This is a genomic window from Streptomyces sp. NPDC048417 (assembly GCF_040651615.1).
Lineage (GTDB): Bacteria > Actinomycetota > Actinomycetes > Streptomycetales > Streptomycetaceae > Streptomyces.
The window spans coordinates 73,810-96,788 of sequence record NZ_JBEZKI010000041.1 but is presented as its reverse complement, the minus strand read 5'-3'; the positions used below and the strand labels follow the sequence as shown (position 1 = coordinate 96,788).

Below are 22,979 nucleotides of genomic sequence, written 5' to 3'. Positions count from 1 at the left end.
TCGTCGAGGTCGTGGGGCGGATCGCTCGCAACGGCCATCGCATTGAGGGACGAAAGGTAGTTATCCAGTGACCGCCACCGCCGAGAGCAACAAGCCTCGGAGGGAGCCGCGGAGCGGGGCCTCCTCAGAGGCCGCCCGCAGGCTCTCAGATGCCCGGTGGTACGAGGAAGGTGCTGAAAGCCGGCCGGGAACGTCACTTCGACCATCCGGTCGTCGACCATGAGACGCACGGCCATCTCCTCGGCCATGTCGTTGTGAACGACGAACACCACACTCCCGTCCGGATTGACGAAGGCCAACCGGTTCTCGTAGCCGTTCAGGCTCAACGTGTCCAGCACACGCGCGCCTGGTGCCACAAAGCCGCCGACGTGCTTGAGCAGGTAGTACTCGTGGTTGTAGGTGAACGAGTTCGCCGCCGGGTCCACGGTGACGAGCGAGTTCTGCGTCCAGCCCCAGGTGCTCCGGCCGCCTTCCGGCAGTGCTGTGTTCCAGTACGTGTAGGTTCGTACCGTTGTCCAGGTAGTGCTTGAGCTGCGTCCAGGCGTAGCTGCAGTGACGCCAGTCGTTGCGGGAGTCGCCGCATTCCTGTTCGGTCTGGTAAATCTGCAACTCGGGGTGACTGCTGTGGACCGCCGCGACGGCACGATTGCCGCCCCACTGGAAGCCGACGCCCCGCACGAGTCCGGCACCTGGGGCCCGAGAAGAAGAAGCGAGGCGTTGAGGTCTTTCTCGGCACTCTCGAACGAGGCGACGCCGGCCTGGTCGAGGAAGTGCTGCGGGACCCGGAGGTGAGCTCACTGGTCGGCACGATGACGTCGGGGGGCGCCGTGACAGCTCCTGCCGCCGGCCCGCGCTGCTTGCGCCATGGGGCGTGCGGCGTGGTGACGAACCAGGTCAGCTTCCCTGTGTGCGCTGTTGCTGCCGGTCGGCGGGCGCGGATTCGGGATTGTGGGACGGCATGGGTCTCCCGGCGGTGTGAAGAGGGCAGTCTGGTCGGCGTTCGCCAGGGTGAGTACGGCGGCTCTGTCCGGCTGGAGGAAGTGCGGATCTTCGTGGCCTCGGCCGGCTCCGTCGGGGAGACGGAGCCGGCCGAGTGGCTACGGGGACAGGAGGAGGACCGCGGTCGGGGAGGGGTCAGGCCGCCTGGCCGACCTCCACCTCGTCGAGGGTCTTGGACCTGGGGATCAGCGCGATGAGCAGGGTGGCGACCGCTATCACGCCGGCGAACAGCAGGAAGCCGTTGGTGAAGCTGTCGTCGACGTAGAAGGCGGTGCCCTTCATCACGTTGCTGTTCTGCGCGACGACGACGAAGGCCACCTGGGTGAGCACGCTCTGCAGGACGCCCTGCATCATGTTCTGCGCGCCGTTGCCCAGCGCCTGCTCCTCCGGCTTCATCGACTCGATGACCATGATGGGGACCAGGGCCACGACGATGCCCATGCCCAGCCCGCTGAGCACCCCGATCGCCATGAGCTGGCCGACGCCGTAGTGGAACTGGGACATGAGGGTGACCGCGGCGGTCACCAGGGTGCCGCCGATGGCCAGCAGCACGCGTGAGTCGACGCGCCGGGCGAGAACGCCGGTCACCACCGAGGTCGCGATCAGTAGGACGCTGGTGGGCGCGCCGACCCAGGCGTTCTTCGTGGCGGTCCAGCCCAGGCCGTCGGACAGGCCCGGGATCTTCGGCATGAGCACCAGCAGGTTCAGCACGGTGCCCTGGGCGTAGACCGCCCCCATGGCGAGGGCCGTGACCAGGAAGGTCGACCACACCCGGCGACGCGCGAGCAAGGATATGGGGAACAACGGGTGGGCGACCCTGCGCTCGACCAGCACGAAGGCGATCACGGCCACCAGGCCGCCTCCGATGAAGCCCAGCGTGTCGCCGCTCGTCCAGCCCCACTCGGCGCCCTTGCCGACGCCGTAGATGATGGACGTCAGACCGCCGCCCAGCAGGATCCCACCGACCCAGTCCAGGGGCGTACGGGCCTCGCGCACCGAACTCTCGGGCACGATGAACAGCAGGGCCAGCAGACTGATCGCGGTGGCCGCCACCATGAACCACAGGACGCCGCGGTATCCGAAGTCGTCGAGGACCCATCCGGACAGGAACGGCCCGCCCAGCGCCAGCACTCCCATGCCGCCGCCGAGGAAACCACTGGCCGGACCGACCAGGTGGCGCGGGAACACATCCCGGGCCATCGCGTAGACGAGCGCGATCGAGGGGCCGTAGAAGCCCGAGACGGCGCGCCCGGTGAGCAGTGTCTCGTAGTTGGTGGAGACAGCGGCGATCAGGTCGCCGGCCAGGCCGAGCGCGGTGATGACGAGCAGCACGCGCTTCTTGCCGTAGATCCCGGCGGCCTTCACGACGAACGGCGTGGAGAAGATGCCGACGAGCGAGCTGATCTGGGTGAACCAGGCGATCTCAGTGGTGTGGTAGTGAATCGCGATCTGGGACTGGGCGTTCGAGCCCATCAGGCCGACGAGGCCGTTCAGCTGGGACGCCCACAGCAGTGCGATCAGGATCAGTGCGAACCGCGCGCCGAAACCGGACTTCCCGGCTTCTTCTTGGTGCGGTGACTCGACGTTGAGTGTCATGGCGGCACCCCGGCCTTTCGTACGGGTGGAGCCCTTGTGCTCCCAGCGCGCAGGCTAGCTCCTAATTTTTTTGAGTGATAGATTTTCGACACGGAAACATTTCTGTGACCTTGAGGTGGCCGACCCCCCTGGCCCCCCGGACCTGCGATGCCGTCGTCGCCCTCGGAAGGGATCCCATCCATGCAGCAGCCCGATCCGGCCACTCTCCCCCTGGAGAGGAAGGCATCCCTGCTCTCAGGAGGGGACTTCTGGTCCACCCAGCCGCTCGACGAGGCGGGCGTGCCCGCGGTGGTGCTGACCGACGGCCCGCACGGCATCCGCCGGCAGAAGGCCGGCGCCGACCACCTGGGCTTCCACGCGAGCGAGCCAGCCACTTGCTTCCCCCCGGCCGTCGCCGTCGGATCGAGCTGGGACGCCGAACTCGCCGCACGCGTGGGGGAGGCGGTGGGCCGGGAGGCCCGTGCGCTGGGTGTCGGAGTCGTCCTCGGCCCCGGCGTGAACATCAAGCGGTCCCCGTTGTGCGGGCGTAACTTCGAGTACTACTCCGAGGACCCGCTCCTTTCCGGCGTCCTGGGCGCCGCGTTCGTACGGGGCCTCCAGGCCCAGGGCGTGGGCGCGACCGTCAAGCACTTCGCGGCCAACAACCAGGAGACCGACCGCATGCGCGTCAGCGCCGACGTCGACGAGCGCACCCTGCGCGAGATCTACCTGGCAGCCTTCGAGCGTGTCGTCACCGAGGCGCGCCCTGCCGCCGTCATGGCCGCCTACAACCGGATCAACGGCGTCCCGGCCTCGGAGAACAAATGGCTGCTCACCGAAGTCCTGCGCTCGGAATGGGGTTTCGAGGGCGCGGTCGTCTCGGACTGGGGCGGCGTCGGCGACCGGGTGGCGGCACTGGCCGCGGGCCTTGATCTGCAGATGCCCGGTCCGGACGCCGCCCACGACGCGGCGATCGTACGGGCGGTGCGCGAGGGCGTGCTGGACGAGGCTTTGGTCGACGCGAGCGTACGGCGTGTGGCCGCACTCGCTGATCTGGCCGTGACGGCGGACCCCGATCCTGCTGTGCCCGCCGAACTGGCCGTCACCTCGATGGCCGATGCGGCCGTACCCGCCGAACACCACGAGCTGGCACGCGAGTTGGCCGCGGACTGCATAGTCCTGCTGAAGAACGACAAGTCCACCCTGCCGCTCGCGGAGGGAGTACGCCTCGCTGTCATCGGCGAGTTCGCCGCCGACCCGCACTTCCAGGGAGGTGGCAGCTCGCTCATCAACGCCACCCGTGTCGACACCCCGCTGGAGGCGATCCAGGCCCTCGACCACCCCGTCACCTACGCGGCCGGGTTCACGACCGGCGGGGGAGCGGACGCGGAGGCGTTGCGCGAGGAGGCCGTACGGGCCGCCTGCGAGGCCGAGGTCGCCGTGGTCTTCGTCGGTCTGCGCGGCGAGACCGAGGGCTCCGACCGCGAGCACCTCGACCTGCCCGCGGACCAGGTGGAACTGGTGCGCGCGGTGGCGGCCGTGGCCCCCCGCACGGTGGTCGTGCTCTCGACCGGCGGCGTGGTGTCCCTGGAGGGGTGGCACGACGACGTCGACGCGATCGTGGCGGGCTGGCTCCTCGGGCAGGCCTCGGGCGGTGCCCTCGCGGACGTGCTGTCCGGCGCCGTCAACCCGTCCGGCCACCTGGCCGAGAGCATCCCGTTGCGGCTGGAGGACAGTCCCAGCTACCTCACCTTCCCCGGTGAAGCGGGCCATGTCCGCTACGGCGAGGGCGTGATGGTCGGCTACCGCCACTACGAGACCGTCGGACGTGCTGTGCGCTACCCCTTCGGACACGGGCTGAGCTACACCACCTTCGAGACGGCGGAGCTGTCGGTCGACGTCACCAGCGACGACACCGCCACCGTCCGGCTGCGGGTGACCAACACCGGCGAGCGGGCCGGCAAGCACGTCGTCCAGGTCTACGTCGCCACCACCGACGGCCGCGTCCGCCGTCCCGCACGCGAACTGCGCGCCTTCACCAAGGTCACCCTGCGTCCGGGCGAGTCCCGCACCGTCGAACTCCCACTGGGGCGCCGCGCGTTCGCCTACTACGACATCGAAGGGGGCCGCTGGACGGTCGCCCCGGGCGCGTACACGGTGCAGATCGGCGAGAGCGCCGCCCGCATCGTCGCCGAACAGACCTTCACTCTCACTGGCGACGCCGATGCCACCCCTCTGTCCCTGGACTCCGCCATCGGCGACTGGTTCGCCCACCCGGTGGCCGGCCCGCTGCTTCAAGAAGCGCTCATGGCCGGGGCGACCGAGGAACAGCGCCTTCAGGCGGAAGCCAACAGCGACCTGATGGACATGGTGGCGTCCATCCCGGCCCGACAGTACCTGCACTTCCCTGGCGTCCCCGTGTCCACCGACGACCTGACCGAGATCCTGGAGGCAACCCGATGAGCCGCACCCCCGACCTTCGCCCCGACTTCCTGTGGGGTGCGTCCACCTCACCGCATCAGATCGAGGGCAACAACCTCAACAGCGACTGGTGGCGGATGGAGCGCCAGAGCGAAGGCCGCCTGGAGCTCAGCGGTGATGCCCTCGACAGCTACCACCGCTACGGCGAGGACATGCGGCTGCTGTCCGAAGCCGGCCTGAACGCCTACCGGTTCGGCATCGAGTGGGCCCGCATCGAGCCCGAGCCCGGCGAGTTCTCCAAGGCCGAGCTCGCCCACTACCGCCGCATGATCGACACCGCGCGCGGCCTCGGCCTCGAACCGGTCGTCACCCTGCATCACTTCAGCAACCCCCGCTGGTTCACGGACGAGGGCGGCTGGACGAGCCCGACGGCCGTCGACCGGTTCGCCCGGTACGTGGAGCAGGCCTGCACGATCCTCCACGACGTCAACTGGGTCGTGACGATCAACGAGCCGAACATCCTGGCCCTGATGAGCGGCATGTCGGCGGCCGTGGCCGAGGGCGTCGACATCAACCTCGGCGCGGGCATGCGGATGCCGTCACCCAGCGTGGAGATCGGCGAGACTCTGGTGCGGGCCCACCGCGCCGCCGTGTCCGTCGTGCGCGAGCGCACCTCGGCGAAGGTCGGCTGGACCGTGGCGCAGCAGGCGCTCGTCCCCACGCCCGGCAGCGAGAAGCTGTATGCCGAACTGCGATGGGCGTGGGAGGACCTCTACCACCACGGGGCCCGCGGGGACGACTTCCTGGGCGTCCAGTCGTACACGAGCCAGTTGGTGGACAAGGACGGCATCGTTCCCGCGCCCGAGCACCCGGACAACACCCTGACCGGCTGGGCGTACCGGCCCGACGCCCTCGGCATTGCGCTGCGGCACGCCTGGGAGGCCACGGAGGGCATCCCCCTGCTCGTCACCGAGAACGGCATCGCCACCACCGACGACACGCGCCGGATCGCCTACACGACCGAGGCACTGGGGCACCTGTACGACGCGGTCGCCGACGGTATCGACGTCCGCGGGTACCTGCACTGGTCGGCGCTGGACAACTTCGAATGGGGCCACTGGGCACCCACGTTCGGGCTGATCGCAGTCGACCGCGAGACGTTCGAGCGCACGCCCAAGCCGAGCCTGGCCCGGCTCGGTGACATAGCCCGAAAGGGCGGCGCCTTGGAGACGGGGGTGTGAGGAAGGGGGCGGCCTACGACAATTAGTCGTCCTCGGGCTGTCGGGGCGGGCCGGATCAACTCATCCGGACCGCCCCGGCGTGAGCCAAGGGCACGAGGCGGAGGCGTCAGGGCGCGGTGGGCGGGACCGACTCGGGAGCGTAGGTGAAGCGGGTGAGGAGTGCGTCCGCACCGAGGGCTTCGACGCCGATCACCCGACCGGTGAAGCCTCCGGCGACCTCGGTCGAGATGTAGCGCCCGTCGATGGTGGCGAGCGTGCGGAACTCGTCGTCGGCCAGGTAGCCGAGATGGATCTCGTCCGGTCCCTTGGCGAAGCTGTACTGCTCGGTGTGGGCGACCGCGCGGAGGGCCAGCGGGCGCCGCGTCGCGATCCCGTCGGCGGTGGCCAGTACCTGGTCGAGCGGGCCGACGACCGCGCGGGCCGAGAGGGTGCCGCGCCGGCGTTCCACCGCGGCCCAGTGCGCGTCGTCGATCCGTACGACCAGGGCCGCGTCGCCCTCCGGCAGCGTCGCGGTCGCGGTCCAGGAGGCGTCGCGGGCCCGGACGGCCAGAAGCCGTTCGGCGTCCGTCGCGGCGGGCACCCGGCCGGCCAGCAGACGCAGGCCTTCGCCCAGGCCGGCGAGTGCGAAGGAGCGCGGGTCGGTGCCCGGCGCGATCCAGCGCGGGTGCAGCTCCGGGGCGTCGAAATCGTCGGTGAAGGCGGTGGGCGCCTCCGGGACGGTGTACCGGTCCTCGACGACCACGGGCCAGTCGTCCACCCAGTCCACGCCGGTGAGGAAGGTCTCGCGCCCGTTGACGTGGGACTCGGGGAACGACCCGCGCGGGCGCACGCCCAGATGCACCATCGCCCAGGAACCGTCGGGCAGCTCGACCATGTCGCCGTGACCGGTGTTCTGCACCGGATGTTGGGTACTGCGGTGCGAGAGGATCGGGTTGGCCGGGTGCGGCTCCCACGGGCCGGAGGGGGAGTCCGACCGTGCGACGCAGACCCCGTGTCCCGGACCCGTGCCGCCTTCGGCCACCAGGAGGTACCACAGGTCACCGCGCCGGATCAGGTGCGGGCCCTCTGTGTGGGCCAGGCCGGTGCCGGTCCAGATGATGCGCGGCTCGGAGAGAACCTTGCCCGTCGCCGGGTCCACGGTGGCCTGGGCGATGCCTCCCGGGAGCGACCACGTCAGATAGCAGGTGCCGTCCTCGTCCCAGGCCAGGTCCGGGTCGATGCCGATCGCCCCGGCCGTGTGGACGGGGTCGCTCCATTCCCCTGCCGGGTCGCTCGCGCGGACGATGAGGTGGCCCTTCATGACGTCGTCCCGGTTCGTGGTCGCCAGCCAGAACTCGCCGTCGTGGTACCGGATGGTGGGTGCGTAGATGCCTGCGTTGGCACCCTCCCGGCCCCGGCGTACCCGCAGCTGGCTCGGCCGGTCGAGGACGTTGCCGACCGGCTCCCACTCGATGAGGTCACGGCTGTGGAAGACGGGGACCCCGGGGAAGTACTCGAAGCTGGAGGTCACCAGGTAGTAGTCCTCGTCGGCCCGGCAGATGGAGGGATCCGGGTGGAAGCCGGGGAGGATCGGGTTGATGTTGGCGGTCATGTGCGGCGGCCCTTCGATGTGCGGTCGTGAGGGGGTGTTGCGGGCACCCTAGCCACTAAATTTTTTGGATGATAGATTTTTGATGCTCGCGACGTGGTCGTCGAGACGTGTCTCGGACATACGGCGAGCCGACGTTCGACGACTTCCGCAGTTGACAGGCCCATCAGAGGCACGGCCGAACGAGCGTGGACCGCGCCGTTCGTGCCGTGAGACCCCCGTCGGCCGGCCGGCCAGCCGCTCGGCGACGTCGGCCGGCGGGGGCGACGAGCCACAGCCCCCGCCACGACGGCCTGGGCGCCAGCCCCGAAGGACCGCAGAGAGGAAGAGGACACTGATGTCCGCCCCCCACACCTCCTCCAGCCCCACCCATCCCCGCTCGGACAGTGACCTCGGCTTCGACCCCGAGGCTCTGCGGGCCCGCTACCGCGCCGAACGCGACCGCCGCGTCCGCCCCGACGGCAACGCCCAGTACCAGGGCGCCGGCGGCGAGTTCGGCTACTACGCCGAAGACCCCTACGCCGACCCGGAGTTCACGCGACAGCCGCTGCACGACCAGGTCGAGGCGGTGATCGTCGGCGGCGGGTTCGGCGGTCTGCTCGCCGCGGCCCGGCTGCGACAGGCGGGCGTGGAATCGGTCCGGGTGATCGACAAGGGCGGCGACTTCGGCGGCACCTGGTACTGGAACCGCTACCCGGGCATCCACTGCGACATCGAGTCGTACATCTACCTCCCGCTGCTGGAGGAAGTCGGCTACGTCCCCCAGTGGCGGTACGCGCCGGGGGAGGAGATCCGACAGCACGCGCGGGCCATCGCCCGGCACTTCGATCTCTACGACAACGCCTGCTTCCAGACGCAGGCGACCGAACTCCGCTGGGACGACGCCGAGTCGGAGTGGACCGTCGCCACCGACCGCGGCGACCGCATCCGGGCCCGCTACGTGATCGTCTCCACTGGAACGCTCAGCCAGGCCAAACTCCCCGGGATCCCCGGCATCGAGACCTTCAAGGGCCACACTTTCCACACCAGCCGCTGGGACTACGCCTACACGGGAGGTGACGCGAACGGCGGCCTGCACGAGCTGGCCGACAAGCGCGTCGCCCTGGTCGGCACCGGCGCGACGGCCATCCAGGTCGTGCCCCACCTGGGACAGGACGCGGAGCACCTGTTCGTTTTCCAGCGCACGCCTTCCTCCGTCGACGTACGGGACAACCGCCCCACCGACCCGGGCTGGGCCAGGTCGCTGAAGCCCGGCTGGCAGCGGCACCGCACGGAGAACTTCCTCCAGGTCGTCACCGGCATCCGGACGGACGAGGACCTGGTGAACGACGCCTGGACCAGCAGCGCCCGGCTCCAGGAGAAGCTCATCCCGACGAACGCCTACGTGGACGTGCCGGCCGAGGAGCGCGAACGCGCCTACGAACTCGCCGACTTCCAGAAGATGAACGGGATCCGCGCCCGGGTCGACGCCATCGTCGAGGACCCCGCCACGGCCGAGAAGCTCAAGCCCTGGTACCGCTACATGTGCAAGCGGCCCACGTTCAGCGACAACTACCTGCAGACCTTCAACCGGCCCAACGTCACCCTTGTCGACACCGCCGACACGCACGGCGTCGAGCGGATCACCGAGAACGCCGTCGTGGTCGGCGGCGCGGAGTACGAGGTCGACTGCGTCATCTTCGCGACCGGTTTCGAGACCGGCATCTCGGGGATCCTCTCCGGACAACTCCCCGTGTACGGGCGGCAAGGTATCCATCTGTTCGAGGCCTGGTCGCAGGGCCCGAAGACACTCCACGGGTTCTACACGCACGGCTTCCCCAACCTCTTCCAGCTGGGCCCCCTGCAGAACGCGGCCTCCGTGAACTTCGTCCACATCCTCGACGAACAGGCCACCCACGTCGCCGAGGTGGTAGCGCAGGCCCGGGAGCGGCGGGCCCGGTACGTCGAGCCCAGCCCCGAGGCCCAGGACGCCTGGCTGGACACACTCCGGAAGAACGCGCCCGACCTGCACAAGTTCCAGGCCGAGTGCACCCCCGGCTACTACAACAACGAGGGCATGCCCCGGGAGCGGAACGAGGCATACGCCGACGGACCGGTGGCCTTCCACGAACTGCTCCGACGCTGGCGCCAGAACGGCGGCTTGGACGAGGTGCTCGTGGAGGCGGAGCGGGCGTGACCAGCACGTACACCAGTCGCTTCGGCGAGACGACCGACAACCCGTCTGCTACCAGCGGGCGTTGGAAGCCACGGCGGCTCAATCCGCCCAACCGGCTGTGGGGTTCGAACGGCGTCGCCTTCGGCCCCGACGGGCGGCTGTACGTCGCCCAGTTCCTCGGCGGGCAGATCAGCGCCGTCGACCCGGCCACCTGGGACGTCGACGTGATCGTGCCGATGGACGGCCCCGTGCAGTCGCCGGACGACCTCGCCTTCGGCGCGGACGGGTCGATGTACATCGCCGACCTGGTCCCCGGCAGGGTGTGGCGGCGCAGCCCGGACGGGGAGTACACCCTGGTCTCGGACGAGGTGACGGTGCCCAACGGCATTACCTGCGTCGGGGACCGGCTCTTCGTCAACGAGATGCGGCCGGGCGGCCGTCTGCTGGAGCTGTTCCCGGACGGCGGCGAAGCGGTAGTGCTCACCGAAGGGCTCGCGCTCGGCAACGCCATGCAACTCGGCCCCGACGGCTGGCTCTACTACCCGCACATGATGACGGGCCAGGTCTGGCGGATCCCGCCGGACGGCGGTGTGCCCGAGATGGCCGCCGAGGACGTGCACGAGCCGGTCGCGGTCCGCTTCGACCAGGGTGGTGTCCTGCATGTCCTGTCCCGGGGCGCGGAAGGCATCGTGACCCGGATCGACCTGCACGGCAGCGGCTCGCGGACACTCGTCACCAGCGGCCTCGTGGGCCTGGACAACGCGGCCTTCGACGCGGAGAACCGCATGTTCGTCTCCAGCTACGCCAGCGGAGGCATCACCGAGCTGCACCCCGACGGGCGTACCCGCGAGGTCGTGTCCCGCGGCCTCGACGGCCCCTACGGCGTGACGGTCGACCTCGGCGGCGCGGTGTACGTGGGCGACCACTACCGGCTGGCGAGCCCGGGGCCCTCCGACGAGGGCGACATCACCTCCCACACCCTGTTGCCGCCGTTCGTGCACGGGGTCACCAACGCGGGCGGTTTCGTGCACTTCACGTCGCAGTACGGCGATGTCCACACCTACGACCCCGACCTGGGGACCACACGGGAACGAGCGACCGGACTCGACCAGCCCGTCGGCGTCACGGTGGGGCCGGACGGTTCGCTCGTCGTCGCCGAGGCGGGCGCCGGCCGGGTCGTGGCCGTCGACGACAGCGACACCGTCACCGTGCTCACCGAAGGACTCGACCACCCCGTGGACGTGGCCTTCGACACCGTAGGGCGCTGCTATGTGAGCGACGACCGGCTCGGGGCGGTGCTCCGGATCAAGGAGGACGGGACGACGGAGGTCGTCGCGGACGGGCTCGGCGCACCGCAGGGACTGGCAGTCCGCGGCGACGAGCTGTTCACGGTGGAGGTCGAACACCGGAGGCTGCGGACCGTCTCGCTGACCACAGGCGAGACCAGGGTGGATGCCGAGGACCTGCCGGTCGGATGGCCCACCGACACCGTTCCCCGCGCCGAACCCGCGCTGTTCACCCAGGGCATGACCGGCTCGCCACGCCCGTTCGCCGGCCTCGCCGTCGCCCCGGACGGTTCCCTCCTGCTGTCGGCCAACGGCGAAGGGAGTGTGTGGCAGTTGAAGACGTGACCGGCGCCGCAGACAGGCTCACGGAGAGACCGCAGACAGTCCACAGCAGTCCACAGAGAAATGGTGCAGCACATGATCAGTACGGGTCTTGAAGGTCGCGGTGTCGTCGTCACCGGCGCCGCGTCCGGAATCGGCAGGGCCACGGCCCTGAAGTTCGCGCAGGAAGGTGCGAAGGTTCTGGTCGCGGATCTCGACCGGGCGGGCGCCGAAGAGACCGTCAAGGAGATCGACGCAGCCGGGGGAGTCGCCCTCGCGGTCGTCGGTGACCTGAGCGACCAGCAGGTGGTGGACACGGTCGTCGTGCGGGCCATGGAGGCCTTCGGCCGCCTGGACGTCCTGGTGAACAACGCCGGGATCATGGACCGCATGTCCGCGCTGGGCGAGACCGACGACGCCGAGTGGGAGCGGGTCATCCGGATCAATCTGACGGCACCGTTCCTGCTGACCCGTGCGGTCCTGCCGCACATGCTCGCCGCGGGCAGCGGCTCGATCGTCTTCACCGCGTCCGAGGCCGGTCTGCGCGGCAGCGCTGCGGGCGCCGCCTACACCGCGTCCAAGCACGGCATCGTCGGCCTGGTGAAGAACCTGGCCGTCATGTACCGGGGGCAGGGCATCCGCGCCAACGCCGTCGCCCCCGGTCCCACCTCGACCAACATCCGGGTGGACGCCGGTCAGGAAGCCCATGGACCCGCTGTCATAGGCCAGTTGATCGGCGCCAACATCGGTCGACTGGGTTCGGCGGAGGAACAGGCCGCCGCCATCGTCTTCCTGGCCTCCGACGCCGCCTCCTTCGTCAACGGCGCCGTCCTCCCTGTCGACGACGGCTGGGCCGCTGTCTGAGGCGCCTTCGACACCGACGGCGGTGACAACGCCGCGGCCATCGCCCCTGTTCGTCGTCGAGCGGCCACGGCACGCGCGGGACGAGCCCGCGGCGATGGTCCGGTCAGCCTGATCGCGTCCCCGGGGTCAGGCAGGTCGTACCTGCCGCCGGACGCGTTCGCGTCCCCCTGTCGCTTGTCCAGGAAGGAAACGCAGGTGCTCCAACGTCCCGCACACATACGTCTCGCACATGTCCTCCTCGCTGCCGCGGCGGCCCTCGCGCTCCCCACGGCCGTCGCGGCACCGGCCGATGCTCAGGAACCGGTCCGATCCGCCGGACCCCGCTGCGTACCCGCCGAGCCCGGCCTCACCAGCGTTTCCGTCCCTTCCGCCGGGACCACGTACCCCGTCTCGCTGTACGTTCCCCGCGGGTACACCGGGCGGCACGCCGTCCCTCTCGTCCTCAACCTGCACGGCAGCGGTTCCAACGGGATCGACCAGCTCACCATCAGCGACATGCAAAGGGCCGCAGACCAGCACGGGTTCCTGGTGGCCGTACCCAACGGCGGTACTCGACAGCCCGGTTCGCAGGGCGGCTACACCTGGGTCCTGCCCGGCGTGCCGGACACCTCCGGTCAGCTGCCCTCTCCGGACGACCGCGACGACGTCCGGTTCCTGTCCGACACCATCAGCGCCATCTCCGACGGCTTCTGTGTCGCCCCGGAAAGGGTGTACGCCACCGGCTTCTCCGGCGGTGCCCGGATGGCCTCCCTTCTCGCCTGCCGGCTGGCCGACCGTATCGCCGCCGTTGCCCCGGTCGCGGGCCTGCGGGCCGGGAACCCCGACACTTCCGACCCGACCCGCCCGGACCCCGGAGGCTGTGCCCCCTCGCGACCGGTCCCCGTCCTGGCCTTCCATGGACAGGAGGACATGGTCAATCCCTACACCGGTGGTGGTCCTGCGTACTGGCAGTACTCGGTGCCCACGGCCTTCGACCGCTGGGCGGAACTCGACGGCTGTCGCATCGGACCGCGGGATACGCGGCTCACCGAACACGTCACGCTCAGCGCCTACCGGGCCTGCCGTCGGGGCGCCGACGTGAGCATGTACGTGATAGCGGACGGCGGACACACCTGGCCGGGCTCTCCCTATCCGGCTGCGTTCCCAGGCCTCGGGAAGGTGTCCACCGAGGTGAACGCCACCGACGTCATGTGGCACTTCTTCGAGCGGCACCCACTGCTTCATGCGAGTGCAGCGGAAGTTCGGTGACGACCTCGAAGCCGCCTTCCGGGCGGTAGGCGGCGCGAAGGTGGCCGCCGATGGAGAGGGCTCGCTCGCGCATGCCGAGGAGACCGAAACTGCCGGCCGGAGCGGCGGCTTTCTCGGTACCGCCGTTGGTGACGGTGAGAAGCAGTCGGTCATCGCTGAAGGCGAGCCGTACCTCTGCCGAGCGGGTGTCGGCGTGCTTGGTGACGTTGGTGAGCGCCTCCTGCACGATGCGGTACGCCGTGACGTCCGTTCCGGCGCACACCGGCGGGGGTCTCCTTCGGCGATGACCGTGACTGTGAGCCCGGCACTTCTGAACGAGGCGACCAGCTCGTGCAGTCGGGCGAGTCCGGGAGCGGGTCCCGCGGCGTTGTCCGTGCTGTCGGCGGTATCCGCGCTGCGCAACAGACCGACGGTCGCCTTGAGTTCGCTGAGTGCCCTGGAGGTGGTTCTGGTGAGGTCGGTGGAGATCCGGTCGGCCTCGGCGGGGTGTGTGCGAAGCAGCCGGGCGACGGTACTGGCCTGGAGGTTGGCCAGGACGAGGTGGTGGGCGACGACGTCGTGGAGGTCGCGGGCGATGCGCATGCGTTCCTCGGTGACGCGGCGCAGTGCTTCTTCCTCGCGGGTGCGTTCCGCGTGTTCCGCACGGGCCTGGACGGCCGCCAGGTAGGCCAGGTAAAGCCGACGGGCGGTGCCGAGGAAGGTGGGCAGCAGCAGCCAGGCTGCGGGGCCGACCAGCTTGAGTATCAGGGGCGTGTCGGTGGTGCTGACCAGAAGTATCGTTCCTGCCGGCGAGGCGATGGCGATGGCGATGGCGGCGACGGCGTACGCGGTCCTGCGGGTGGCGTCGGTGGCCAGCGAGTACAGGGCGACCTTGAGCGGTCCGAGCAGCAGGATCGTGGCGATGTATCCGAGTGCGGCCACGGCCAGGGCGCACAGAAGGGTGAGGACCACAGTGGTGCGGGGACGGCCGCGGAGCCCCAGCAGAATGGTGCAGGAGACGCTGGTCAGCAGCACGGCCGGCCACCAGGGGCGCCCAGGTGGTGGCCTGGGACCGTGACGAGACTGCCGGGGAAGGAGCAGGCGAAGAGAGCGGTGAAGGCGGCCGTGTCCATCGCGCGGCGGTGACTGTGGGGATAGCGCTGCGGGTTGTTGACCATGGTGGGGGGCGCCTGTCCACCGGTGTGCCTATGCCTTCTGGGGGGCCGCCTCGGCGGCCGTTTCGGCGGCGGCCCCGTGCGCGGTGGCGTCAGCGCGCCGGCGGGGGAGGAAGGAGGCCAGGAGCAGGGCGAGGAGGGCGGCGCCGCAGCCGATGGCCATGATCACCTTGAAGCTGTTCTCGGAGGGGAGGGCGTGGCCGGCGAAGTTGATGGTCATCTGGGAGACGATGACGCCGCAGATGGCGCTGGCCAGCGAGCTGCCGATGGAGCGCAGCAGGGTGTTGACAGCGTTCGCGGATCCCGTCTCGGATACCGGCACCGCGCTCATGATGAGCGTGGGCAGGGCGCCGTAGGCGAAGCCGACGCCGGCGCCGACGATGCAGGAGACGAGGACCAGCTCCCAGACCTCGCTCATCATGAAGATGTTGAGGGCGTAGCCGACGGCGACGATGACGGCGCCGATCATCAGCGTGTACTTCGCTCCGAAGGCCTTGGAGATCTTTGAGGACATGGGAGCCGCGATCATGACGACCAGTCCCTGGGGCGCGAGGACGAGGCCGACAGTCAGCAGGCTCTCGCCGAGGCCGTAGCCGGTCTGCTTGGGCAGCTGCAGGAGCTGGGGGACGATCAGCTGGAGGGCGAAGAGGGAGAAGCCGAACGCCAGGCCGGCGAGGTTGGTGAAGAGGACCTGGGGTTTGGCGGTCGTGCGGAGGTCGACCAGCGGCTGGGTGGTGCGCAATTCGAAGTAGCCCCAGGCGACCAGGACGATCACCGCGGCTGCGAAGAGGCCGAGGGTGGTGGCGCTGCCCCAGCCCCAGCTGCCGCCCTTGGAGATGGCCAGCAGCAGGGCGACGAGTCCGGCAGCCAGGCCGATGCCACCGAGCAGGTCGAAGCGTCCGCCGGTACGGACCTTGGACTCGGGTACGAGCACCAGGACGAGTACGAGGGAGAGGGCGCCGAGGACGCCGGAGGCCCAGAAGAGGGTGTGCCAGTCGAAGTTGTCGGCGACGAAGGCGGCGATGGGCAGACCGAGGGCGGCGCCGATGCCGAGGGAGGCGCTCATGAGGGCGGTGGATGCGCCGAGGCGCTCGGCCGGCATCTCGTCACGCATGATGCTCAGGCCGAGGGGAATGACGCCGGCGGACAGACCCTGCAGAAGGCGTCCGATGATCATCGGGGTGAGGGAGTCACTGAGTGCGACGACGAACGAACCCGCGGTCACCGCGGCGAGGCTGATGAGGAGCATACGGCGCTTGCCGTACATGTCGCCGAGGCGGCCGGCGATGGGGGTGGCTACGGCGGCGGCGAGCAGGGTGGCGGTGACGGCCCATGCGGTGTCGGAGGCCGAGGCGTTCAGGTACTTCGGCAGTTCCGGGACGATCGGGATGACGAGGGTCTGCATCAGTGAGACCACGATCCCGGCGAAGGCCAGTACCGCCACGATCACGTTCGGATTCGGGGGTGCGGACGTCGTGGTGTCCGCGGGGCGGGTGGGGGTGTCGGACATGGCTGGTCTCCGTCTGAGCAGGAAGATGTCGGTATCCGCTAGCTTAAATCAACGCGTTGATTTAAAATGTACCCCGAGGATTGGCCGTGTTCAAGTCGAGCTGGCCGAACTCAGCGCCAACGCCGCGAGGAGAGGTCGTGGAGGAGGGTGACCTTAACTGGCTGTGTCATTGCGTACGCTTTCGTCGTTTGACCTCGCCGACCCGGTCGAGGATCTGCGGTGGCCTGGGGGACGGGCCCTCGCGGACCGGTGTGATGTCCCGAAGCGGTGGTGATGATGACCAGCAGGATGCGACGGGACGAACAGGTCAGTGCGACGCGGGAGGCTCTCCTGGGCGCGGCGGAGCGGCTGTTCGCCGAACACGGGGTGCATGCGGTCGCCAACCGTCAGATCAGCGAGGCCGCCGGGCAGGGCAACAACGCCGCGGTCAGCTATCACTTCGGCACCAAGATCGATCTGGTGCGCGCCATCGCCCGCAGGCATGCCGAGGGGATAGAGGCCGGCCGTCTGCGCATGCTGGCCGACATCGGCGACTCCGCCGACCTGCGCGACTGGGTGGCCTGTGCGGTCCGTCCCGTCACCGAGCATGTGGAGGCTCTGGGTGCCCCCAGCTGGTATGGCCGGTTCATCGCCCAGGTCACGGCTGACCCGGCCCTGCGTGCGGTCACGACCGAGGAGTTTGCGGCCGCCTCGCCGTCGGTGCAGAAGCTGCAGGAGGGCCTGAATCGCTGTCTGCCCGACCTGCCGGCCGAGGTGCATGCCGAACGCACCGCCATGACGCGCCATCTCGTCACGCAGATGGTCGCCGAGCGTGAGCGTGCCCTTGCGGACGGCGAGCCGACTTTCCGCGCCAGTTGGCGCGAGGCGGCGAACGGCCTGATCGACGCCGTCGCCGCCCTGTGGCAGGCGCCGGTCACGCGGGAAGGCTGACTGCCGACCCATTTCGGCCTGAGTCCATGTGTCCGAGGTGGGATTCCCGGCGATTTAAATCAACGGGTTGACTTAATTTGCTGAGTGGTGTTGCCTGGATCTCCGGGGGCGTCGAGTCGAAGGAGACCGGATGGCCCGAAGCGGCAACAGACGGACCTTGTGCTGGTTCACGGCAGTGGCCGTCGGACGGCCACGGTTGGAAAGACGGCACGAGCCGAACGCGCGGACACAGCAGGTCAGTTGATACTGAACGTGGTGGAGCGCTTGTTCACCGGACACGCGGTGCAATCGGTCGGCATCCGTCATATCACTCTGGCCGCCAGGCAGGGGAACAACGCCGCGGTCCGTGCGTAGGCCGCGTCGATGCGTGGACCGGGTGAACGGCCCGGCGCGCTCGCACCCTTGAACAGCTGTCTCCCCTGGGCAGCCCCATCATCTCTGCTCGGGATCTCGCGTTCGAGGAGCCCCTCGCACCCCCGACGATGCGGCAGATCAGCGACCTCTCATTCCAGGACCTCGCCGACCAGCCGCCCACCCGACGCGCGTACCGCCATGGCTGTGCGCCGATACATGCACCCCCACCTGAGCCACGCGTACGACAGCTCGGCGATCTCTCGATGGCCGTTTCACGAGCAGGAGGAAGCAGTGACCAGTGCAGTAGGCAGTTCGACGAGTGGAACCCCGGCCGGGATCCCGGAGTACGACATCAGCAGGCCCGCCCGGTGTCCGCTCGACCCGGCACCGGCCATGCGGGCGCGGCAGGAAGAGGGCCCGCTGACGCGGATCCGGCTGTGGGACGGCAGTACCGCATGGCTGGTGACCGGTTATGACGCGCACCGGGCGGCGCTGTCCGACCTGAGGGTCAGCGTGGATCCCATGCGTCCTGGGGCGCCGAAGCTCTCCGCAGGGGAGGCCGCGATGGCCGAGGCCCTGCGGAAGCAGGGCAAGAGCACGATCGGCATGAGCTTCATCATGATGGACGATCCCGAACACAACCGACTGCGGCGGATGGCGACGTCCGCGTTCACCATCAAGCGAATCGAGGCGATCCGTCCGCCCACCCAGCGGGTCGTGGACGACCTGATCGACAAGATGCTCGACGGCCCGAAGCCCGCCGATCTCGTCGAGGCGTTCGCGCTGCCGGTGCCGTCGCTGGTGATCTCCGAACTGCTCGGCGTGCCCTACGACGACCACGACTTCTTCCAGACCAACAGCACGGCCATCATCAACCGGCACACGTCCGGCGAAGACCGGCTCGCGGCACGCCAGCAGCTGCTCGACTACCTCGACGGGCTGCTGGGCGAGAAGCTCACCAAGCCCGGTGAGGACCTGCTCTCCGGGCTCGCCGAGCGGATCAAGGCCGGCGAGCTGACCCGCGAGGAAGCCACCGAGATGGGGGTGTTGATGCTGTTCGCGGGGCATGAGACCACCGCGAACATGATCACGCTGGGCACGCTGACCCTGCTCCAGCACCCCGACCAGCTGGCCCTCCTGCGCGACAGCGACGATCCGAAGCTGATCGCCTCCGCGGTCGACGAGCTGCTGCGCTGGATCACGATCACCCACGGTGGACTGCGGCGGGTGGCGCTGGAGGACATCGAGATCGCCGGCCAGGTCATCCGCGCGGGCGAAGGCATCATCACGGTCAACGAGACCGCCAACCGGGACGCGTCCGTCTTCCCCGACCCCGACCGGCTGGACATCACGCGTGACGCCCGCCGTCACGTGACCTTCGGCTACGGGATCCACCAGTGCCTGGGGCAGCCGCTGGCCCGAATGGAGCTGCAGGTCGTCTACCCCAGCCTCCTCCGGAGGATCCCCACCCTGGCGCTCGCCGCAGACCTGGAGGAGATCCCGTTCAAGCACGACGGGTTCGTCTACGGGGCCTACGAGCTGCCCGTGACCTGGTAGGGAGTGACGTCCATGCACAGGGATGTGCTGATCGTGGGTGCCTCGGCCGCCGGACTGGCCACGGCCGAAGCCCTGCGCAACAAGGGATACGACGGCAGACTCACCCTCGTCGGAGACGAGGCGCATCTCCCGTACGACCGGCCGCCGTTGTCCAAACAGGTCCTGTCCGGAGCCTGGCAGCCGGAGCGGGTGCGACTGCGCGACGACCAGGCCATCGACAAGCTCGACGCGGAACTCCGACTCGGGCGCAGAGCAGTCGGGTTGGACACCACCGGGCGGAAGGTCCTGCTGGACGGCGGTGACCGCGTCGCATTCGACGCCCTGGTGATCGCCACCGGCGTCACCCCGCGCCGACTGCCCGGCGACGACCTGGAAGGCGTGCACGTCCTGCGCACCCTCGACGACGCCCTGGCGCTGCGCGCCGACCTGCTGGACGGGGCGAAGGCCGTGGTGGTCGGCGCCGGTTTCCTCGGGGCCGAAGTGGCAGCCGTGGCCCGCACCATGGGCCTGGAGGTCACGCTCGTCGACCCGCTGCCGGTGCCGATGCGCCGTCAGTTCGGCGACGGGATCGGGGAACTCGTCGGGCGGATGCACAGCGATCACGGGGTCGCCCTGCGCCTGGGTGTCGGCGTGGCCCGGTTCGTGGAATCCGCCGGGCGAGTGGCCGCCGTCGAACTGGCCGACGGCACGAAGCTCGACGCGGACGTGGTCGTGGTCGGCGTGGGGTCCACACCGACCACGGGCTGGCTGGCCGACTCCGGTCTCACCCTCGGCAACGGCGTGGAGTGCGACGCCGAATGCCAGGCCGCTCCCGGCATCTACGCCGCCGGGGACGTCGCGTCCTGGCACAACCCGCACTTCGGCGTGCGCATGCGCGTCGAACACCGCCTCAACGCCACCGAGCAGGGCATGGCCGTGGCCGCCAACATCCTCGGCGAACAGCGCCCCTTCGCCCCCGTCCCCTACTTCTGGAGCGACCAGTACGACGCCCGCATCCAGGCCTACGGCATCTTCCCCGAACACGCGGATGTGACGGTTGTGCACGGCAGCCCGGAGGACCGCAAGTTCGTCGCCGCCTACGGCCATGAGGGCAAGGTCGTCGGAGTGCTCGGCTGGAACAGCCACCGCGAGCTGCGCACACTCCGTCAACTCGTCGTCGACCACGCTCCCCACCCCGGCAAGCGCACCGAAGAAGGAAGGCAGGAGCCGTGAAAGACCACCTGATGTACCGGCGGGAGTTCTACATCGGAGGCGAGTGGGTCAAACCTGCGGGGACCGGCGTCCTCGAGGTCGTCTCTCCGTCGACCGAGGAGGTCGTCGGCGAGGTACCGGTCTCGACCCTCGAGGACATCGACCGCGCCGTGGCCGCCGCCCGCGCCGCGTTCGACGACGGACCGTGGCCCCGGATGACACCGGACGAACGAGCCGACGTCCTGGACCGCGCCGCCGAGTTGTTGCGGCAGCGCAACCCCGAGATCGCCGGCGTACTCACCGAGGAGATGGGCGTGGCCAGCAGCCAGGCGCCCCTCCAGACGGGGACGATCGCCCCGGTGTTCGACTACTACGCCGAGCTGATCCGCACCTTCGAGTTCGACCGCGTGGTGCGCTCCGGTGACCGCGTCGGCCTGGTGGTCTCGGACCCGGTCGGCGTGGTCGGGGCGATCGTGCCCTGGAACGCCCCAGTGACACTGGCCGCGTGGAAGGTTGCCCCGGCGCTGGCGGCCGGCTGCACCGTCGTACTCAAGCCGCCGCCCGAGTCGCCGCTCAGCAACTACATCCTCGCCGAGGCGCTGCACGAGGCGGGCGTACCGGCCGGAGTGGTCAACGTCGTGCCCGGCGACCGCGAGGTGGGCGAGCATCTCGTGACCCACCCCGGCACCGACAAGATCGCCTTCACCGGTTCGACCGCTGCGGGCAAGCGGATCATGAGCCTGTGTGGCGAGCGGGTCAAGCGGGTCTCCCTCGAACTCGGCGGGAAGTCCGCGGCGCTCGTCCTCGATGACGCGGACGTGGAGACCATCACCGCCAACATGGTCCGTGCCAGCATGCACAACTCCGGGCAGGTGTGCGCGGCTGTGACCCGCATCCTGGTGCCCCGGAAGCGGTACGCGCAGGCGCTCGAGGCGGGCGCGGCCCTCGCGTCGGGCATCCCCGTCGGGGATCCGCACGATCCGTCGACCGTGGTGGGCCCGCTCGTCGCCGAGCGGCAGCGCGACCGTGTGGAGGGCTACATCGGGCTGGCGGCCGAGGAGGGCTTCCAGGTCGTCGTCGGCGGTGGCCGCCCGAGTCATCTGCCCAAGGGGTGGTACGTCGAGCCGACGATCCTCGGCGATGTCGACAACTCGATGCGGGTGGCGCAGGAGGAGATCTTCGGGCCGGTCGTGAGCGTGATTCCGCACGACGGCGACGACGACGCGGTCCGCATCGCCAACGACTCCCGGTACGGGCTGTTCTCCACCGTGTGGGCGGGTGACCCCGCACGGGGCCTGGCGATCGCCCGGAGGCTGCGTACCGGGGGCACCGTGGTCAATGGCGCTGTTCCCCCTCAGCCGTTCGTCCCCTTCGGCGGCTTCAAGGAATCGGGTATCGGCCGTGAGCTCGGCATCGAGGGTCTGCACCAGTACCTCGAACCTCACACCATCGGCGTTCCCCCCACGCTCGTTCCGACCACGAAGGGAGATCCACGATGAAGGCCGCCGTGGCGTACGAGCCGAACAAACCGCTGGTCCTTGAGGAGTTGCCCACCCCGGCCATCGGGCCGCGGGACGTCCTGGTGCGGGTCGCGGCCAGCGGCATCTGCCACACCGACCTGACCTCGATCAACCACCCCGGCCGGCCCGATGCCATGGTGCCCGGCCACGAGGCCTGCGGCACGGTCGAGGCCGTCGGCCCCGAGGTGCGCCGGGTGGTGGTCGGCGACCGGGTGCTCGCCTGCGTCTCGCCCGCCTGCGGGCTGTGTTGGTGGTGTATCAACACGATGTCCCAGCACTGCGAGCGAAAAGCGCTGAGGTTCATACCCCGCTACGACCTGCCGGACGGGAAGAAGGCGTCGGCCCTCTGCGGCTGCGGCTCGTTCGCCGAGGCCATGGTCGTGGACGAGGCGACCATCGTGCCCGTACAGACCGACCTGCCGGACGAGCAACTCGCCCTCCTCGGCTGCGGCGTGACGACCGGCCTCGGCGCCGCCCTCAACACGGCCGCCGTCAAGCCCGGATCGAGCGTGGCCGTCATCGGCTGCGGAGGCGTGGGCCAGTCGGTCATCCAGGGTGCGCGCATCGCCGGCGCGTCCACCATCATCGCCATCGACCTGTCCCCGGGCCGGCGCGAAGCGAGCCTGCGGGTGGGTGCCACCCACGCCGTCGACCCCGCCGACGCCGATCCGATTGAGCAAGTCCGTGCCCTCACCGACGGGCGCGGCGCCGACTACACCTTCGAGGCGGTCGGACTGCCCCAACTCTTGGTGCAGGCCTTCGACATGGCACGGCTGGAGGGCACGGTGACCTACATCGGGATGCCCGCGGGACGGGACGCGACCCTGACCATCCCGGCAGTGTCCGCCATCTTCACCGGCAAACGGATCCAGGGCTCCGTCGTGGGCGGCTCCCAGATCCTGCGGGACTTCCCCCGCTTCATCCGCCTCGCGGAGACCGGCCAGCTGGATCTCGGCGGGATGGTGTCCCGGCGCATCACGCTCGACGAGGTCAATGAGGGCATCGAACTGCTTGAACGAGGGGAGGGTGTCCGCACCGTGATCGTGTAGCCACGGATCGGCGCCG

The 22,979-nt window shown here is 69.6% G+C and carries 15 protein-coding genes and 2 pseudogenes; 12 read left to right on the top strand and 5 right to left on the bottom strand.

Annotated elements, in window-relative coordinates:
* A pseudogene (locus AB0D59_RS44270) lies at positions 1 to 71 on the top strand (phosphoribosylglycinamide formyltransferase); the annotation flags it as partial.
* 1,063 nt (positions 72 to 1,134) lie between these two features.
* On the opposite strand, the gene AB0D59_RS44265 reads toward AB0D59_RS44270, so the two are convergent.
* Positions 1,135 to 2,595 (bottom strand): MFS transporter, encoded by a 1,461-nt coding sequence (locus AB0D59_RS44265; protein WP_362577165.1) that lies wholly within the window; start codon positions 2,593 to 2,595, stop codon positions 1,135 to 1,137.
* A 180-nt stretch (positions 2,596 to 2,775) separates the two neighbouring features.
* Between AB0D59_RS44265 and AB0D59_RS44260 the strand changes: the two genes are divergently transcribed.
* Positions 2,776 to 5,037, top strand: a complete 2,262-nt coding sequence (locus AB0D59_RS44260) for a glycoside hydrolase family 3 C-terminal domain-containing protein (RefSeq protein ID WP_362577163.1) — start codon at positions 2,776 to 2,778, stop codon at positions 5,035 to 5,037.
* Positions 5,034 to 6,236: a family 1 glycosylhydrolase gene (locus tag AB0D59_RS44255; protein WP_362577161.1), complete on the top strand. Its 1,203-nt coding sequence runs from the start codon at positions 5,034 to 5,036 to the stop codon at positions 6,234 to 6,236. The genes AB0D59_RS44260 and AB0D59_RS44255 overlap by 4 nt, the downstream gene beginning before the upstream one ends.
* 106 nt (positions 6,237 to 6,342) lie before the next feature.
* Here the strand turns inward: AB0D59_RS44255 and AB0D59_RS44250 are convergent, their stop codons facing one another.
* Positions 6,343 to 7,827 (bottom strand): family 43 glycosylhydrolase, encoded by a 1,485-nt coding sequence (locus tag AB0D59_RS44250; protein ID WP_362577159.1) that lies wholly within the window; start codon positions 7,825 to 7,827, stop codon positions 6,343 to 6,345.
* Positions 7,828 to 8,161: 334 nt separating this feature from the next.
* On the opposite strand from AB0D59_RS44250, the gene AB0D59_RS44245 reads away from it, so the two are divergent.
* The 4 genes from AB0D59_RS44245 to AB0D59_RS44230 all read left to right on the top strand — a co-directional run bounded on the left by AB0D59_RS44245 (position 8,162) and on the right by AB0D59_RS44230 (position 13,698).
* Positions 8,162 to 10,000 carry an NAD(P)/FAD-dependent oxidoreductase gene (locus AB0D59_RS44245; RefSeq protein WP_362577157.1) on the top strand — a complete coding sequence of 613 codons (1,839 nt, stop codon included), beginning with the start codon at positions 8,162 to 8,164 and terminating at the stop codon, positions 9,998 to 10,000.
* Positions 9,997 to 11,610, top strand: a complete 1,614-nt coding sequence (locus AB0D59_RS44240) for a hypothetical protein (protein WP_362577155.1) — start codon at positions 9,997 to 9,999, stop codon at positions 11,608 to 11,610. The genes AB0D59_RS44245 and AB0D59_RS44240 overlap by 4 nt, the downstream gene beginning before the upstream one ends.
* Positions 11,611 to 11,682: 72 nt before the next feature.
* Positions 11,683 to 12,450, top strand: coding sequence for an SDR family oxidoreductase (locus tag AB0D59_RS44235; RefSeq protein ID WP_362577153.1), 768 nt, complete (start codon positions 11,683 to 11,685; stop codon positions 12,448 to 12,450).
* 195 nt (positions 12,451 to 12,645) lie between these two features.
* A complete protein-coding gene (locus AB0D59_RS44230; RefSeq protein ID WP_362577152.1) occupies positions 12,646 to 13,698 on the top strand; it encodes a PHB depolymerase family esterase in 1,053 nt (350 codons plus the stop codon).
* Here AB0D59_RS44230 and AB0D59_RS44225 read toward each other — a convergent pair.
* The 3 genes and pseudogenes from AB0D59_RS44225 to AB0D59_RS44215 all read right to left on the bottom strand — a co-directional run bounded on the left by AB0D59_RS44225 (position 13,637) and on the right by AB0D59_RS44215 (position 16,362).
* Positions 13,637 to 13,960, bottom strand: coding sequence for an ATP-binding protein (locus AB0D59_RS44225; protein ID WP_362577150.1), 324 nt, complete (start codon positions 13,958 to 13,960; stop codon positions 13,637 to 13,639). The two genes, AB0D59_RS44230 and AB0D59_RS44225, sit on opposite strands and share 62 nt — an antisense overlap.
* A gap of 188 nt (positions 13,961 to 14,148) precedes the next feature.
* Positions 14,149 to 14,280: pseudogene (locus AB0D59_RS44220) on the bottom strand (histidine kinase dimerization/phosphoacceptor domain-containing protein); the annotation flags it as partial.
* A gap of 603 nt (positions 14,281 to 14,883) precedes the next feature.
* Positions 14,884 to 16,362 (bottom strand): MFS transporter, encoded by a 1,479-nt coding sequence (locus tag AB0D59_RS44215; RefSeq protein WP_362577148.1) that lies wholly within the window; start codon positions 16,360 to 16,362, stop codon positions 14,884 to 14,886.
* A gap of 276 nt (positions 16,363 to 16,638) precedes the next feature.
* On the opposite strand from AB0D59_RS44215, the gene AB0D59_RS44210 reads away from it, so the two are divergent.
* The 5 genes from AB0D59_RS44210 (at position 16,639) to AB0D59_RS44190 (ending at position 22,963) form a co-directional block, all read left to right on the top strand.
* Positions 16,639 to 17,292: a TetR family transcriptional regulator gene (locus AB0D59_RS44210; protein WP_362577171.1), complete on the top strand. Its 654-nt coding sequence runs from the start codon at positions 16,639 to 16,641 to the stop codon at positions 17,290 to 17,292.
* A gap of 645 nt (positions 17,293 to 17,937) precedes the next feature.
* Positions 17,938 to 19,203 carry a cytochrome P450 gene (locus AB0D59_RS44205; protein WP_362577146.1) on the top strand — a complete coding sequence of 422 codons (1,266 nt, stop codon included), beginning with the start codon at positions 17,938 to 17,940 and terminating at the stop codon, positions 19,201 to 19,203.
* Between the two features lie 12 nt (positions 19,204 to 19,215).
* Positions 19,216 to 20,415, top strand: a complete 1,200-nt coding sequence (locus AB0D59_RS44200) for an FAD-dependent oxidoreductase (protein WP_362577145.1) — start codon at positions 19,216 to 19,218, stop codon at positions 20,413 to 20,415.
* Complete coding sequence (locus AB0D59_RS44195; protein WP_362577143.1) at positions 20,412 to 21,893, top strand: aldehyde dehydrogenase; 1,482 nt, start codon at positions 20,412 to 20,414, stop codon at positions 21,891 to 21,893. The genes AB0D59_RS44200 and AB0D59_RS44195 overlap by 4 nt, the downstream gene beginning before the upstream one ends.
* Positions 21,890 to 22,963, top strand: a complete 1,074-nt coding sequence (locus tag AB0D59_RS44190) for a Zn-dependent alcohol dehydrogenase (protein ID WP_362577141.1) — start codon at positions 21,890 to 21,892, stop codon at positions 22,961 to 22,963. Before AB0D59_RS44195 ends, AB0D59_RS44190 begins: the two co-directional genes overlap by 4 nt.
* The last annotated feature ends 16 nt before the right edge of the window (positions 22,964 to 22,979 follow it).

Excerpts from the sequence above, each read along its gene's own strand:
- AB0D59_RS44255 (WP_362577161.1), top strand. The coding sequence starts at position 5,034 with ATGAGCCGCACCCCCGACCTTCGCCCCGACTTCCTGTGGGGTGCGTCC.
- AB0D59_RS44190 (WP_362577141.1), top strand. The coding sequence starts at position 21,890 with ATGAAGGCCGCCGTGGCGTACGAGCCGAACAAACCGCTGGTCCTTGAG.
- AB0D59_RS44210 (WP_362577171.1), top strand. The coding sequence starts at position 16,639 with ATGACCAGCAGGATGCGACGGGACGAACAGGTCAGTGCGACGCGGGAG.
- AB0D59_RS44200 (WP_362577145.1), top strand. The coding sequence starts at position 19,216 with ATGCACAGGGATGTGCTGATCGTGGGTGCCTCGGCCGCCGGACTGGCC.
- AB0D59_RS44235 (WP_362577153.1), top strand. The coding sequence starts at position 11,683 with ATGATCAGTACGGGTCTTGAAGGTCGCGGTGTCGTCGTCACCGGCGCC.
- AB0D59_RS44260 (WP_362577163.1), top strand. The coding sequence starts at position 2,776 with ATGCAGCAGCCCGATCCGGCCACTCTCCCCCTGGAGAGGAAGGCATCC.
- AB0D59_RS44245 (WP_362577157.1), top strand. The coding sequence starts at position 8,162 with ATGTCCGCCCCCCACACCTCCTCCAGCCCCACCCATCCCCGCTCGGAC.
- AB0D59_RS44250 (WP_362577159.1), bottom strand. The coding sequence starts at position 7,827 with ATGACCGCCAACATCAACCCGATCCTCCCCGGCTTCCACCCGGATCCC.
- AB0D59_RS44215 (WP_362577148.1), bottom strand. The coding sequence starts at position 16,362 with ATGTCCGACACCCCCACCCGCCCCGCGGACACCACGACGTCCGCACCC.
- AB0D59_RS44265 (WP_362577165.1), bottom strand. The coding sequence starts at position 2,595 with ATGACACTCAACGTCGAGTCACCGCACCAAGAAGAAGCCGGGAAGTCC.